The 14869-nt window shown below is 49.5% G+C and carries 19 protein-coding genes; 3 read left to right on the forward strand and 16 right to left on the reverse strand.

From position 1 onward, the window contains the following. The first annotated feature begins 32 nt into the window (after positions 1-32). On the forward strand, positions 33-1571 hold the full coding sequence (locus F569_RS17110; protein WP_154813682.1) for a Do family serine endopeptidase: 1539 nt from the start codon (positions 33-35) through the stop codon (positions 1569-1571). A gap of 167 nt (positions 1572-1738) precedes the next feature. Here F569_RS17110 and pyrC read toward each other — a convergent pair whose 3' ends face one another. Beyond that, a complete protein-coding gene (pyrC, locus tag F569_RS0107790; RefSeq protein ID WP_026941742.1) occupies positions 1739-2779 on the reverse strand; it encodes a dihydroorotase in 1041 nt (346 codons plus the stop codon). Between the two features lie 80 nt (positions 2780-2859). On the opposite strand from pyrC, the gene F569_RS18905 reads away from it, so the two are divergent. Next, on the forward strand, positions 2860-3426 hold the full coding sequence (locus tag F569_RS18905; RefSeq protein WP_051279571.1) for a DUF1353 domain-containing protein: 567 nt from the start codon (positions 2860-2862) through the stop codon (positions 3424-3426). 85 nt (positions 3427-3511) lie between these two features. On the opposite strand, the gene F569_RS0107800 is transcribed toward F569_RS18905, so the two are convergent. From F569_RS0107800 to F569_RS0107815, 4 genes are all read right to left on the reverse strand, one after another. Continuing rightward, positions 3512-3892 (reverse strand): hypothetical protein, encoded by a 381-nt coding sequence (locus F569_RS0107800; protein ID WP_026941743.1) that lies wholly within the window; start codon positions 3890-3892, stop codon positions 3512-3514. A gap of 196 nt (positions 3893-4088) precedes the next feature. After that, complete coding sequence (locus F569_RS17120) at positions 4089-4502, reverse strand: META domain-containing protein (protein ID WP_034388030.1); 414 nt, start codon at positions 4500-4502, stop codon at positions 4089-4091. A gap of 2 nt (positions 4503-4504) precedes the next feature. Continuing rightward, positions 4505-4966: a TIGR02301 family protein gene (locus tag F569_RS0107810; protein ID WP_026941744.1), complete on the reverse strand. Its 462-nt coding sequence runs from the start codon at positions 4964-4966 to the stop codon at positions 4505-4507. A gap of 41 nt (positions 4967-5007) precedes the next feature. Then, positions 5008-5439 carry an NUDIX hydrolase gene (locus F569_RS0107815; protein ID WP_026941745.1) on the reverse strand — a complete coding sequence of 144 codons (432 nt, stop codon included), beginning with the start codon at positions 5437-5439 and terminating at the stop codon, positions 5008-5010. Positions 5440-5492: 53 nt separating this feature from the next. Here F569_RS0107815 and F569_RS0107820 point away from each other — a divergent pair, with 53 nt between their 5' ends. Beyond that, on the forward strand, positions 5493-6179 hold the full coding sequence (locus F569_RS0107820) for an SOS response-associated peptidase (RefSeq protein WP_026941746.1): 687 nt from the start codon (positions 5493-5495) through the stop codon (positions 6177-6179). Here F569_RS0107820 and F569_RS0107825 read toward each other — a convergent pair. The 11 genes from F569_RS0107825 to trpB all read right to left on the reverse strand — a co-directional run bounded on the left by F569_RS0107825 (position 6176) and on the right by trpB (position 14867). Further along, entirely contained in the window at positions 6176-6553 is a 378-nt protein-coding gene (locus F569_RS0107825; protein WP_154813683.1) for a hypothetical protein, read from the reverse strand. The genes F569_RS0107820 and F569_RS0107825 overlap by 4 nt on opposite strands. Next, positions 6528-7535: a TIGR00341 family protein gene (locus F569_RS0107830; RefSeq protein WP_026941748.1), complete on the reverse strand. Its 1008-nt coding sequence runs from the start codon at positions 7533-7535 to the stop codon at positions 6528-6530. The genes F569_RS0107825 and F569_RS0107830 overlap by 26 nt, the downstream gene beginning before the upstream one ends. An 8-nt stretch (positions 7536-7543) precedes the next feature. Continuing rightward, positions 7544-8521, reverse strand: coding sequence for a YihY/virulence factor BrkB family protein (locus F569_RS17125; protein WP_051279572.1), 978 nt, complete (start codon positions 8519-8521; stop codon positions 7544-7546). Beyond that, positions 8521-9306, reverse strand: a complete 786-nt coding sequence (yaaA, locus tag F569_RS0107840; RefSeq protein ID WP_026941749.1) for a peroxide stress protein YaaA — start codon at positions 9304-9306, stop codon at positions 8521-8523. Before yaaA ends, F569_RS17125 begins: the two co-directional genes overlap by 1 nt. Before the next feature lie 309 nt (positions 9307-9615). Then, positions 9616-10407, reverse strand: a complete 792-nt coding sequence (gene trpA, locus F569_RS0107845) for a tryptophan synthase subunit alpha (protein ID WP_026941750.1) — start codon at positions 10405-10407, stop codon at positions 9616-9618. Between the two features lie 73 nt (positions 10408-10480). After that, positions 10481-11740 carry a hypothetical protein gene (locus tag F569_RS18910; protein ID WP_051279574.1) on the reverse strand — a complete coding sequence of 420 codons (1260 nt, stop codon included), beginning with the start codon at positions 11738-11740 and terminating at the stop codon, positions 10481-10483. Beyond that, on the reverse strand, positions 11701-12132 hold the full coding sequence (locus F569_RS18915) for a hypothetical protein (protein WP_051279575.1): 432 nt from the start codon (positions 12130-12132) through the stop codon (positions 11701-11703). Before F569_RS18915 ends, F569_RS18910 begins: the two co-directional genes overlap by 40 nt. Continuing rightward, on the reverse strand, positions 12117-12599 hold the full coding sequence (locus tag F569_RS17140; protein WP_051279577.1) for a hypothetical protein: 483 nt from the start codon (positions 12597-12599) through the stop codon (positions 12117-12119). Before F569_RS17140 ends, F569_RS18915 begins: the two co-directional genes overlap by 16 nt. A gap of 228 nt (positions 12600-12827) precedes the next feature. Then, positions 12828-12971, reverse strand: a complete 144-nt coding sequence (locus tag F569_RS19535) for an entericidin A/B family lipoprotein (protein ID WP_154813684.1) — start codon at positions 12969-12971, stop codon at positions 12828-12830. Between the two features lie 178 nt (positions 12972-13149). Continuing rightward, complete coding sequence (locus F569_RS0107875) at positions 13150-13638, reverse strand: hypothetical protein (protein WP_026941751.1); 489 nt, start codon at positions 13636-13638, stop codon at positions 13150-13152. Next, positions 13635-14867, reverse strand: coding sequence for a tryptophan synthase subunit beta (gene trpB / locus F569_RS0107880; protein ID WP_026941752.1), 1233 nt, complete (start codon positions 14865-14867; stop codon positions 13635-13637). The genes F569_RS0107875 and trpB overlap by 4 nt, the downstream gene beginning before the upstream one ends. Positions 14868-14869: the final 2 nt, after the last annotated feature.

A 14869-nucleotide genomic window follows, 5' to 3' on the forward strand; every position in this document is an offset into this window, starting at 1 on the left:
CTTTGCTGCGGAACCCCTTCGACAGATTCGGTATGACAAAGCGTTATGAGCAGGGCGGTTTTAGCCGCCCTGCTTTACATTATGAAAATTCACTCATTTTCTGTGCCTGCATCTTGGTAAAATCCCAAATGCCTCCTACATATAAGCGCATGAAAAAACAGATATTATCACTTTTAGGCTCGGCACTGGTTTTAGGGAGCGGTGGTGTTGCAAACGCGCAATTGCTCGATGTCGTGCCGGAGCGGGTTGTGCCAAGCTCGAATATGCAGGTGCAACTTTCTTATTCGCCTGTAGTGAAACAAACGGCCCCTGCTGTGGTCAATGTCTTTACCTCGCGCACAGTGCAGAGGCGCGGCCGCTCATCGTTCTTTGACGAAATGTTTGGTATGCGCCGTGCGCCGCAAGAACGTACCGAAAGCTCATTGGGTTCGGGCGTTATTGTCCGCGACACAGGAATTATCGTTACCAACGCCCACGTCGTGAAAGGTGCGGATGAGCTGAAAATTGTGCTCAATGATCGCCGCGAGTTTGAAGCCGAAGTGATTGCGCAAGATGAAGATATAGATATTGCGGTTTTGAAAATTGATACCGAAGGCGAACGTCTTCCAAGTCTTGCTATTCAAAGCGATGGCGACCTCGAGATCGGCGATATTGTGCTGGCCATTGGCAATCCCTTTGGCGTCGGGCAGACCGTGACAAGCGGGATCGTGTCCGCCTTAGGCCGCACCAACGTGACCGATACATCTTCTTTTATTCAAACAGATGCCGCCGTAAATCCGGGTAATTCAGGCGGAGCCTTGGTCAACCTGTCGGGTGAACTTATCGGCGTGAATACAGCTATCTTCTCACGCTCAGGCGGGTCAAACGGTATTGGTTTTGCGATACCCTCCGAACTTGTGTCCCGCGCCGTGGATAGCGCGATTTCCGAGGGGCGCATTGTGCGCCCATGGATTGGCGCGCGGACAAATGCTGTGGATGCAACCATGGCGGCTGCATTGGGGCTCGACCGGTCAAAAGGCGCTGTCATTAATGATATATATCCCAAAGGCCCGGCGGATACAGCCGGTCTAGAGAAGGGCGACGTGATCCTGTCTATTGAGGGCACAGAGGTCAATGATGATAGCGGCTTACGGTTCAAACTCGCCACATTGCGGCGCGGCCAAAATGCCCAAGTAAAAATATGGCGCGATGGGCGTGAGCGCAACTTTACTGTGCGCACTGACACGCCGCAGGAAAACCCCGCTAGAGATGAGCGAAAGCTCGAAGGTTATCATCCTCTAGACGGCGCGGTGGTCGTAAATATGTCACCGGCCCTTGGCGAAGAACTTGGCTTTGACCCCTATGTTCAAGGCGTAATGGTTCTCAAGGTCGAACGCGGTTCAGCGGCAAATTATAACCGCCTTCGCCCTGGCGATTTTATCGTTGGGATTGGCGATGATGATGTCAACTCCACACGCCAGTTAAATGCGCTGCTGCTGTCTTCTGGCAATCCTGAGGAGTGGGATATCTCTGTGGACAGGAATGGCCGGATTGGCGTGCTACCAGTGCGATATATGCCGAGAACAAATTAATATGAAACGCATGACTTAAATAAATTACTTTGTTATTCCGTCTCACGACGAAGTCGTGGCGAAACCCATGCCTAAAAGTTGCGGCTATCGGAACTGTGTATTTAGGCGAGGTGACAAGGCATGGGTCCCGTCCACGCTACGCGTTGTGTCGGGATAACAACCGTATTTTAGCTTCGTGAAAACGTCCAAGGCAAAGTCCCGCCGCTATGGAAGGGAACAATTTTAGTATCCATCACATCTAGCGTTTCTGGCACAGAGACGTCTTTACGGGTGAGTGTAACCGTGCCGTCATTTAGCGGGATCCCATAAAAACGGGGTCCAAATTCTGACGCAAAACCTTCGAGCTTATCCAGCGCATCTTCTTCATCAAATACCTTCGCATAGGCCTCGAGCGCATATGGCGCGTTGAATAATCCTGCACAGCCACAAGCGCTTTGCTTGGCCTCGACCGTGTGCGGGGCGGTATCTGTACCAAGGAAAAATTTCGGCGATCCTGATATGGCCGCATTACGAAGGGCCAAGCGGTGCTTTTCTCGTTTGGCGATGGGCAGGCAATAATAATGCGGACGGATGCCGCCTTGGAAAATCGCATTGCGATTAAACTCAAGGTGATGCGGGGTGATGGTTGCGGCGATATTGGGCCCTGCGGCCATAACGAAGTCCGCCGCCTCAGCTGTGGTGATATGCTCGAAGATGATTTTCAGCGCTGGGAAGTCTTTGACGACATCTTTCAAGACATCGCTGATAAATACAGCTTCGCGGTCAAAGATATCGACGTCTTGATGGGTGACTTCACCGTGGACAAGCAGCGGCATACCAATACGCTGCATAGCTTCTAGGACGGGATAAATGTTCTTGATATCCGTAACACCATGAGAGGAGTTGGTTGTCGCATTGGCAGGGTATAATTTACACGCCGTGAACACGCCCTCGGCATGGCCACGCGCAACTTCATCTGCGTCAATAGTGTCGGTGAGATAGCAAACCATAAGCGGCTCGAAACTCAAACTCGGATCAACGGCGTCCAAGATGCGCTGACGATAGGCTGTGCCCGCTGTGACCGTCGTCACAGGCGGAGTAAGGTTCGGCATGATAATGGCGCGGCTAAATTGGCGCGCCGTGTAATTGACCACATCGGACAGCATAGCCCCATCGCGAAGGTGAACATGCCAATCATCAGGGCGGCGAATGGTGAGGTTTTGAGTCATAAGCTTGGCCTAGCTTGACCTAATCTTCGGTGCAATAAACTTTTAGGGTTTAAAAAGAAAAACAAGCTCAGGAGCGCAAAATGAGAAGTACTTTCACGCGGCCTTTACATACGGGCGATGTGACTCGTCTTGAGCAAGGGCGGCCTATAAGGGTCATCACAAAACCTTTTGAATATCATGTTGGCGCATTTGGGTCTGATAATAAAATAAGCGTGCCAATGGGGTATTGCTCCGACGGGGCCAGTGTACCGCGTCCGTTCCGCTGGTTTTTAGAACCTTGGGGGCCTTATGCCCAAGCGGCCATTGTCCATGACTTTCTCTACAGCACGTGGCAACGTCCGCGAAAAGAAGCCGATCAAATTTTCCGTGAAGCCATCGAGATTATTACCGAGGATTCCTATAATGATGGCGAGAGTTCTTATGAGACACCAGATTATACAAAACGCGGCAAGATGATCGCACTTTTTGCTTATTGGGGTGTGCGGATAGGCGGCAAATTTGGTTATGCGAATGGCCGAAAAAACTACCTGAAACGCGCAGAACGTGCCCTTGACAAGGTTGAAGATCGTGATCCATTTTTATTCCATATTATCATCAATACACCTGAGGCATTATTGCTAGAGTCGGGGCGTGTAGAATTGTTCTGACAAAGCACATGCTCATCTAAATCGAGGGTGAGCATGTACTTTGGAAATTAGATATTTATCGTCGCAAATGACTCGCTTAGAAATTCTAAATTCTTAAGTTTTTCTTCTTTGGTTTAGCAACAACTTGCCATCCGTCTTGATAAATAATCAGTCCAGGATTTCGAGTTTTTACCAAGTCTACCCAATAGCCGTATTGTTCTAGGATTTGCTTTATAACCCAGCACTGAGAGATAGGTTTAAAAGCTTCATCTTTAAACCAGCAAATAGCACGATAATGTTCGTGTTTTTCCAATATATCAGGCGCATTTAAATGCCACTCTAGCCATTCGAGCGCTTCACGCAGACGTGTGTCGTCTTCGCGGGTCGTGCGAGGGTCGTATTTTAATTTATAGGCAAGCTGAAAAATGCCTAATTGACTAGCCGTGCCCAGATTCGGACAACGACTTTGAAATCGTATAAGTTTCATGATGTGTCTCTTTTGAGAACATTCCACGTGAATTTTAGCAGCGAAAACCGCGATAATATTCAGGGGATGTTGTAAATACCAACGTGCTCAAGCCGCTTATTTGCGGCGAACAGAGAGCTTCTAGGTATTATAAAAGAAATACATAAACATAATGCTTGGCATTTAGGCCAAAGGCGATTTCAAGTCAATAAAGGCCCTAATCCCAATCGCGCCTACGCATCGACAGCCCGACTTCATTATTTTCATCGAGGATATTCATTTCTTTTGCGCTGGCTTCGAAACTACGGGCGGATTCGAGCGCTGCTATAAAGGCTTGTTCCATGCCGAGATTTTCGCACGCCTTCTTAGTCATAACCATGGAGCCGATTTTCAGGCTGTTCCCGTTTTGCTCATAAGTGCCGAAAAAACTGTTACAGCCTGCATATCCGGCCATATCGCCGCCGCTTAGGAATTGTACGAATTGGCCCATGCCGTTTTCAGGGCCCCATTCTGTGCCTTCCAGATTAGTCAGCGGCTCTTGGCCTTTCAGATCTGCAATTTGCGCTTTGGCGATCTTAGTAAAGGCAAGGGCGCCGAGGGTCATAAGACCGATGGAGATAAGTCGTATCATAATTATCTTTCTCTATAAGGGTCGCCGAGCATGGCAGAGATATGACGGCCATTTTCGGCCAAAGCGGCGGCATCAGCGCTGACAGCTTGTGAGCATTGCGCGTGGCGGCCTTCTTCTTGGTAATAGCCCGCGTTGAAAGCGCGAATAAGTTTGCGCCGTTCGCTGCTATCACCCGCTGTTTCAATATTCATCATGCGGCTGGCGTAATCGCGCCACTTCTGATCAGAACGGCTAAAACAAATGGTCCGTAGATAATGGAGTTGCCCCAAATTTTTAGACAGCGCTTCGACAAGGCTATTCATTGTCACCATATCGGCTTCGACCCGCAATTCAGCGTCTTCGCGAGCCTTTAGCGCAGCTTCTTTCGCGGCAGCTTCTCTTTCGCGTTCCGTCAACGCGTCCTGCGCAGAGACGCTCTGCGCGAAACTCATAAAGAGGAACAGGAATGCCGCCAGCCATTTCATAGGCTTTGATTAGCAGTTTTGGCGCAAATGAACATCAAATTTTACAGCCCCTTGGCTTTTGATAATGAACGGCGCGCCGTTTCAATCACCTCACGCGTTTTGGACCACATGCCAAGCCCGTCAAGCTCATGCGGGGGCACGAAACGCGCATCGGCGGCATCATCCCCAAATTGCGGCTCACCCGAAATCCAGCGCGCCGCATAGTCATGCAAGCGGTAGTTAAAGTCTTCAAACTGCGCATCAATGGTGGCGACCTTATCCTCAAGCGCCGCCATAATACTCGTTTCCTCAAACAGCTCTCTAAGAGCGGCATCGCGCTCACTCTCGCCGTCTTCGATACGGCCGCCGGGAATAGACCATTCGCCCTTACGCGGGGCGGTGCCGCGCTTGATCAGCAGGACATCATCGCCCCGAAAGCAAATGACGCCAACACAATCCACGGGGGCGCAGTCTATGGGTTTTTCGGTTGTCATAATATCTTCCATAAATCTCTCGTATCCTTATAGATAGTCCCAGAAGGAAAACTATGTGCGGACGTTACACATTAGCCAAAGGTTTAGCCGAAATTGCGGCCTATTTCGCGGCAAAAACAGGGCAGGCCGGCGAAGATGGATCTCCTCTTTGGGATTGGGAACCAAATTATAATATCGCGCCTGGCACCGTTGTTCCCGTTATTGCTTATGACGGGCGTAAGGCGCGCAAAGTCGTCCCGATGCGTTGGGGCCTTCACCCGCATTGGAAAAAACAGCCGCCGGAAGGTCGCCCCATGTTTAATGCGCGGGTGGAAACAGCCGCAGAGAAAGCCAGTTTCAGAACGCCCTTCAAACGCCGCCGCGCGCTCTTCCCCGCGACGGGTTGGTATGAATGGGAGGGCGTGGAAAAACCTAAAACGCCCTATTATATCCATGAGGACGACCAAGAGCTTTTCGCCTTTGCCGGGCTCTGGGATCAATGGCGCGTGGATGAAGGCATAACGCTGCTCTCCGCCACTATCCTGACGACCTCAGCCACGGGCCAAATGAAACACCTCCATCACCGCATGCCCGTGCGCCTGCCAAAAAACCAATGGAATAATTGGCTCGATTGGGATGTCAGCGCCGATGCGGTACTGGGCACGATGAAGGGGAGTGAGGATTTGGATTTTTATGATGTGGGGCGTGAGGTGAGTTCGGGGCGGGCAAGCGGGGCGGATTTGATTAGGCCAGCGGGTTAATCTTTATAATGTTCCTCGTAAGCTTTAATGTGATGAAGGAAAAGAGCCTCGTATGCTTCAGAGACTTTTGCAAAAGCCGAAACTTCAAGGAAAAAAGGGTCTTCCAGAGACTCATATGCTAGAATCCCGACGTCAAAATCACGGTCAGCGGATATCCTATTGTTAGTTTTCAAAGTTAAATTTTCTAACCGCCAAATGTCTTTTTCAATGTGATCAAAGTGTTTTTTCACCTCATCAAAAGCCTTATTGGGTAAAAATTCACCATGCGCTACCCCCATGGGTGGGTCGCCTTTTTCTAGCTGTGAATGCCCAATTAATTTATCTTCGTAATAAATTTGAAACAACAAACTAACCCACCTGAACATTAAACTCATAAGCCAACACCGCCAGCGCCACCAATAACCCCACCCAAACGGCGGCATTTATCTTGACCGATTTCGATGCTTTCTTCTGTGTGACCCATGTTCTTGGTCTCACGCCTTTATAGACGAAAATCAGCTGCGCGGAGAGGATCGCGCAAACCACATTCAGCCCGAGTAAAATCGCGGCTCCTGCGGCGGCTTCATATTTTCCGGCCCCTAAATATAGCGCCGAGGCAACGGAGGGCGGGAGTAGGGCAACAGCCACCATCACGCCCACCAAAGCGGAGGAAATGCCTGTGGACAGGGAGAGCGCTGCTGCCGCGCCAGAGGCAAGCGCGAGGGCGACAATCTCTGGGCCAATCACAGTACGGCTAACCATCTCTGTACTGGCGAGGTTGACGGGCATGAAAAATGTGAGGGCATAGGCAAAGCCAAAGCCAATACCCAGGCCCACCAAGGCTGTTTTAGTGGCCTTTTTCATCAAAGATAAATCGCCAAGCGCCGCGGCAAGGGCGAAGGCCAGTATTGGCCCAAGCAAAGGCGCAATCACCATGGCGGCAATCACAATAGCGACGCTGTCACCATTCAAGCCAATCGCCGCCACAATGGAAGAGAGCACGGTTAAGATAATAAAATCCCAATTCAGATTACAATCATTTGAGACTTTTTGGTAAAGTTCTTCGCGCAAGGAGACTGTTTTGGCTTTAGCTTTTTTTGCGGCTTCATCTTGGGTTTCTTCTTCGTCCTCAGCGGGGCGGGGCAGGGTGGCCTCGATCGGCATCACAACGACGCGCCAATCCGCAGATGCGCTGAGCAAGGCTTGTAAATCGTCAATCAGCTCTTGGCCGTGCCCTTTGGCAACGACGATCTCAACGGCTTTTTCATAACGGCCATAACCGCTATCCAAGGACCAATCTATCGGCTTGCAATTATTGATAATCTCAATGACAGCGTCGGATTTATCGGCAGGGAAGTTGGCTTTTATGAATCGCATGCATTCTCTTAGCCTGAATGGGCCATATCTTCCAAGTCAAAGCCTTCTGGACGGTAATCCGCCATAGCCGCGCCGCGTGCGCCCATAGGTCTGTCAGGGCCGCGCGTTGTATCGACAATGGTATGACGCTCCATTTCGGCATTCAGCTCAGCGCCTATGATGACGGTATAAGCGGTTAGCCAGAACCAGATGAGCAGGACAATGACCGCCGATAGCGATCCATATATTGCGTTGTAATTTCCGAAAGCGGCGACAAATTTGGAAAAGCCAAATGATATGATCAGCCATGTCAGTGTTGTAAATAATATACCCGGAAACACCCAACGTTTCTTAGCGGGACGGCGGCTTGGCCCAAACCGATATAAAATCCCTGCCGCAAAGCCAAACATTGAGATAAGCAAGGCCCATGGCAATATGCGCGAAAAAGCAGCAATCGCGCCGTCTAGCTTAAGCACATGTAAAATGGCAGGAACCCCAATTATAATCGCCAAAGCTATCCAGACAAAAAGTATCATGGAAAGCGTCATTGAGCCAGCCAGTGCATAAAACATAGCAAAGCTACGGGTCTCTCGTTCTCCATAGGCAATGTTCATGGCACGCATAATGGCGCGTATGCCTGCCCCAGCGGACCAGAGCGCGATCAGCAGGCCTATCGCAATGCCAAGCCCCAAGCGGCCATGCGGCGCCATGATAACAGCGGTAATTTGGCGGTTGAGAACCTCCCAAGCATCTTGGGGTAAAACGCCGTTCACATCCTGCAACATGCCTTGGACTTGGAGAGGGTCAGCAAAATAACCGTAAATTGACAGGCATGCTGTTATCAAAGGAAAAATTGCCAGCAGGCTGAAGAAAGCCACGCCCGCCGCGATGATCGCGACATTATCTTTGTGGATTTCAGCCCAAGTGTTTTTGGAAATGATCCACCAATCGCGCGCAGAGAACTCTAATGGGCTTCTGGCTGTGCAGGGCGGCGGAGGGACCGCCACTATTTTTTCGGCGCGGGTTGCGGACGTGTGAAGACGAGCTCTGTTTCAGACGAGTCTGTCTTATTAAATTTATACCCGTCCAGATTAAAGTCCTTAAGACCCTCGGCGCGGTCCACACGGTTTTGCATAATCCAACGCGCCATCAAGCCGCGTCCGAATTTGGCGTAATACATCAAGGCACGGGCTTTACCATCTTTGACATTGAGGAATTTCGCCGTAATGACAGGGCTTGAAATCGTGGTTTTATCGACCGCTTTGAAATATTCATTGGACGCCAAATTGACGATGGTTTGATCCTCATGCTCTTTCAAATCCGCATTAAGCGTGTCGGCAATGGTGCTGCCCCAGAAATCATAAAGCGATTTTCCACGTTTCGTAGCGAGCTTGGTGCCCATCTCAAGGCGGTAAGCTTGCATGGAATCCAGCGGGCGCAACACACCGTAAAGTCCTGAGAGGATGCGCAAATGGTCTTGGGCGTAAGACAGATCTTTATCGCTGAGGGATTTGGCCTCGAGGCCCCAATAGACATCCCCGTCAAAGGTCAGTCCGGCGGGCTTTGCGCTATTGCTTTTGCCGTCAAGATTAAACGCTTTGAACCGCTCGGCATTAAGCTCGGCCAAATTATCACTGATATGCATCAGTTTTTTCAAATCCGCGGCAGATTGCTTTTTCGCGACCTTAGCCAGTTCCAACGTGTCCGCCGTCAGCAAGGGTTCAGTTGCCTCTAGCTGAGTTGTCACCGGGTCGAAGTTTAGTTTTTTAGCAGGGGAGAGTAACGTAATCATGGTCTAATCCTTTCCTCATAACATCGGGGCAGATTATTCCGCCCCCGTATGCGTGGGTTCACGATGTATTTACGATAACGCAGAGCGTGTGGTTTTCAAGGTTTATTCTAAGTCTTTGTTTGAAATATCAGCAGGATTAGCTTGAAGGGGAGGGAGAGCTAATCCTGCTGTTTTCAGGCAAAATGATCAGGGGTAAATCATCATTGCTTTGGTCTCTTAAGGGGAAGAGAGGATTGTTATAAATGCCATTGCAGATACACATTCAATAAAACTGACTGTGATAGGTTTGTGATGTGGTGAGTAGGTGTTTTAGGCCCCGTGGGTTGCGTTCGCGAGTGTCTTCACGAGAGCCAAGGCTGCCTCCGCTCCATTTTCATGTAGCTCTTTCACAATGGCAGAGCCGACCACAACACCGTCCGCATCTTTTGCGACTTCGGCTGCGCGCTCTGGCGTCTTGACCCCAAATCCTACGACAACAGGGAGGCCCGAGGCCTTGCGCACTTTCGCGACTTGTTCGGTCACCGAGCCGGCTTGGCTGAACGCGGCGCCCGTTATGCCTGTCATAGATACGTAATAAACAAAACCTTTGGTACCTTCGACGACGCGGGGCAGGCGGGCTTCATCTGTGGTGGGGGTCGCAAGGCGGATGAGGGCGAGGTCATGCACCTCAAAGGCGTCGCGTAAGCCTGCATCTTCCTCGGGCGGTAAATCTACAATAATTGCGCCGTCTATGCCCGCCTCTTTGGCAGCCTTGGCAAAATTGGCATAGCCCATGTGATGCACAGGATTACAATAGCCCATAATGATGAGGGGTGTTGTGTCATTATTTTTGCGAAACTCTGTCGCCATCTCAAGGATAGTGGTCAGGGTTGTCCCCGCCGCGAGGCTTCGCAAACCCGCTTCTTCAATGGTTGGGCCATCGGCTGCAGGATCGGTAAAGGGCATGCCCAGCTCGATAATATCCACGCCATGTGAGGGCAGGGCGTTGAGGACCTGTTGAGACGTCTTACGATCTGGGTCTCCGCCCATAATATAGGCGACAAAGGCGGCTTGGCCTTTGGCTTTTCGGTTAGTAAATACGGTATCAATGCGGTGCGTCATGCGCTTGCCATTAAGCGCTTTTTAGCAGAGTTGCCAGAGCAAATTCTGCGTTACCCTACAATATTAAACGCTATTACAGTGCACGCGATTTAGGCGTAAATATCTTTCCGCACGTGTTCTTTGCCAAAGCCACTCCAGCTCCATCGAATTTAGGCGTCATTGTATTACAGGCATAGATGACTTCAAATTGCGCCATATCGAATTGGGGCGATTTAGCTTTAGCCTTTACAAATTTAGTCTTTTCAAGTTTAGCCATTTGATATGTCTTAGCTGGACTAACGCTTGCCATTTCCGTTTTGATAAATGTTCTATCAGCTAAGCTCGGTATAACAGTTTCAATATGGGGAATTACTCTAGCAGCGTCCACGCTGACTGTTTTCACTTCGATGAGCGTTCTGTCGGCCAAACGAGGTATAACGGTTTCGATATGTGGAATTTTTCTTCTTATAACATCTGTTGTTACCGATGTAACTGACTGACTGAGGTTCTTCTCTGCTGCCATGACATAATTCTGTCTTTGGACATATTTCACCTCAGATGCCTTTGCGTTCACGACTTTTATAGTCTCGCTTTTAAGGTCTGTTGCCTCCAAGACTTGCACCTTGGCTTCTACAACTCTTACAACATCAGTCTTTGCGGGTGTTTCTTCTCTGATCTCAATATTAGCTGCCGTAACATGGTTTTCAAGGGGCGCGAGTTCAGCATGTTGCGTTACAACAGCTTCTGGCGCAGCGGGTTTTGTTACGGCAGGTTTTGAGATGACTTGCGCTGTGTCCTGAGCTTTGCCGCCGATAACCAGAGGGTTACTCGGGCGTGCCTGTTCAACAGAGTTCTCTTGTGCTGCAGGTAACTGAGTAATGACTTGTCTAGCAGCTCTTTGGTCTAACATGCCTGGCATGGCCCCAGCTCTCATGAGCTGTAGTTCCATTTTCAAGCGTGATATTTCTAGATCATAGAGTTTGGTACAATCAACGCGTTTTGTCTTTTTCCCTAGGGGAACAGATATACGCCCGTAAAAAGAGACTGTTTCACGGTCGAAAATGTCATTTGATCCAATCATACCCATATCAAGTTTAGGTCCATTTGACCCAATAGCTGATTGGCACGTAATGCCACTTGGGCCACGTATCATGTCTTGGCCTGATATATGAGGCTGTGTCGGTAGATTAAATCCATTCTGATTGTAAGAACTAGATGAATTAGGCAAGATAATAGGCGAACTTAAATCATTGATAGGCGAACCTAAATTATTTACTTGGCTCTGTGCACTGCCGACAGCGAGTGCTGAGAGGATTACTGTTCCTGCAATTTGGTAGCAAATACTTTTCCGCATACTTCCCCCTTAAAAGCCGATCCTACGCCGTCGACTTTTGGAATAATTGAATTACAAACATAAACCATGCGTGAGTTTACAGAGCCGTCATTTTGCTCTGAGAAAGGTACGATGGCTGTTATAACGAGCGTATCGTTGGAGGCTAATTTAACGGCCTTTTTTGATACATAACTTGCTTTTACGGGTTTCCAATCAGGCGTGTAGATCGAAATCATATTAACTTGCGGCGTCGCATAAGTGTTTCTGATTTCAAACTGCACCATGAATTTATCACTGAAAGAGACAACCTTCTGCTTCATAGGTGCCACGCTTTGAGCTTGCGCCGCGAATGTCGCGGCGAGCCCTGTAGCGGTGAAAACACCTATGATGAAATGTCTTATGGCGCCGTGCATCTTACGACTGTCACAAGTTCATAAATGCCAGCATCAAATGTGCCTGTAGATTTCGTGGCATTCGCATCTACGGTTGCGACTGTGACGCCTAAGCCTAGAGGCGTAACGGAATCTCCGCTAACTTCTGATAAGACTGTGTCACCCGCCAGAGTATAGCTTGCGGCAAATGTTGTATTTGTGTCAGCGCTTGCGGGGCCTACATCGAAAGATGTGGGCGCGATAACTTGAATATTTGAATTTATACTATTGGTCGTAACCGTAACGGTTCCGGGAAGGCCCGCTGTCTCCTTGGAGGATAAGACCGTCTGATCAATCGACTGGCCAAGGATACCATTTGTACCAATGACGAGGGCGCAGCTGTCTAAAACAACACCTGAAAATCTAACATCTTGGTCAACAGCAAACGCGGATGGCGCGATCAATGCTGAGCCTAAAGTTACCACCATTATTTTTTTTATATTTTTCATTTTTACTTCCTTTAATGTGTCTCCCACGTCAAAGTTGTTACATGATAAATCTTAAAATTGAGTTGTTTAGGGTGGTTAATACAAGTTAATGATTTACGTTCATCTTGACATTTCATATAGCTCGAAGTTTTTTTGGAACTGTAAATCAGTAATTGAGCATGAAAAAACCCGCCAAGAGGCGGGTTCAGTCATTATCAATCAGAGGTAAAGCCTAGCAGATGTAAGAAGCTAATTTTTCGTGACTTCTTCCGCTTTGTCTCCAGCGCTTTCAAGGTCTTGGCCAACGCCTTCAATCGTATTGCAAGCTGATGCTAGAAGTGTGAGGCCTGTTACGGCAAAGATAGCAAGCGTCTTAGCAGGTGAATTTTTCATGGGTGCTCTCCGTGTTATTATGAAAGAGAAACGACTTAGATTGAATTTGGTTCCCGAGAAATTAGACAGCTTGCGAGGCCGCACGGTCAGGGTCTCCGCCCATGATATAGGCGACAAAGGCAGCTTGGCCCTTAGCTTTACGAGCGGCGAAGGTTTGTGTGATGCGTTGGGTCATGAGTTATTCATTACAGTCTAAGTTTTGCTTAGAAATACTAAGTTCAGTTTTTTCAGTTCCAGAAAGAGTTCTAGGGGTAAGAATTAGCTCTTTGTCACATCCTGTTTCTACAGTTTTACGAAAATGCATGCTTACATAATCAGGTGTTTTTAATGCATCTGCGCTAACAAATTCTTCTATAGGAGGTTCGAAATTGAACCAGCCTGCCTCGTCAAGAAGTAATCCATAAGCGAGGACTTTCCCTGTTTTTTCTGCATCAACTTTTCCTATCAAGTGTATGCAGAAAGTGTTTTCATCTAAATCGACTCTTTGACATTTTGCTATAACGTCATTTGTCAGTAGCGGAATCGAGTCCCCGTAAACTTCAAAGTAATCTAGGTGTTTATCATGACTTGGCAGGCTTGAACACGCCCCTAGAAAAAATGCCAAACCAAAACCGCCAGCGGTTTTGGCACGTCGTTGTATTCGATTCACAGGATCGAATACGGTCACTTTGTGCCCTCCGTCCCCTCACTAATATGCTCGCCCAGCGCGTCGGCAATCGTGAAGACATCTTTATCGCCGCGGCCGCACATATTCATGATAATCAGCCCGTCTTTGCCAAGCTCTTTGGCGAGGTCGACGGTGCGGGGCAGGGCATGGCTAGGCTCTAGCGCGGGGAGGATGCCTTCTAGGCGGGCGCATTCTTGGAACCAATGCAGAGCTTCGTCATCAGTGGCGCTGACATATTCCGCGCGGCCAATATCGTGCAAATGCGCATGTTCTGGACCGATACCGGGATAGTCGAGGCCTGCCGAGATGCTATGCGCGTCTTTGATTTGTCCGTCTTCATCTTGCAGGAGGTAAGTGCGGTTCCCGTGGAGCACGCCGGGCGTACCGCCTGTCAGGCTCGCAGCGTGTAATCCGCTATCCACGCCGCGCCCTGCGGCTTCAACGCCGATAAGCCGCACACTCGTTTCGGGCACAAAGTCATGGAATAGGCCCATCGCATTAGACCCGCCGCCAATACAGGCAACGACAGCATCGGGCAGGCGGCCTTCGCGATCTAAAATTTGCGCCTTGGCTTCGCGGCCAATAATGGCTTGGAAATCACGGACCATAGCGGGGTAAGGATGCGGTCCTGCGACGGTGCCGATACAGTAAAAGGTATCGCCGACATTGGTGACCCAATCGCGCAGGGCTTCATTCATCGCATCTTTCAAGGTCGCTGTGCCGCTATGTACGGCACGGACTTCGGCCCCGAGCAGGCGCATCCGAAAGACATTCGGCTTTTGGCGGACAATATCCGTCGCGCCCATATAGACGATACATTTCAGGCCAAAGCGCGCGGCAACTGTGGCCGTTGCGACGCCGTGCTGTCCCGCGCCTGTCTCAGCGATAATGCGGCTCTTGCCCATGCGCTTGGCGAGCAGAATTTGGCCCATGCAATTATTGATTTTATGCGCGCCAGTATGGTTGAGCTCATCACGCTTGAAATAAATCTTAGCCCCATCTGCGAACTCGGTGAGGCGCTCAGCGAAATAAAGTGGAGACGGACGGCCGACATAATGGTTGAAAAAATCATCAAGTTCGGCTTGGAAAGTGGGGTCAGCCTTAGCCTCCTCATAAGCTTTCTCAAGCTCAAGGATTGGCGGCATCAAAGTCTCGGCGACATAACGCCCGCCAAAATCACCAAAGCGTCCATTCTCATCAGGAGTCGTAATGTTTTCAGGTTTACCCATTT

The organism is Hellea balneolensis DSM 19091 (assembly GCF_000428525.1).
Taxonomy (GTDB): domain Bacteria; phylum Pseudomonadota; class Alphaproteobacteria; order Caulobacterales; family Maricaulaceae; genus Hellea; species Hellea balneolensis.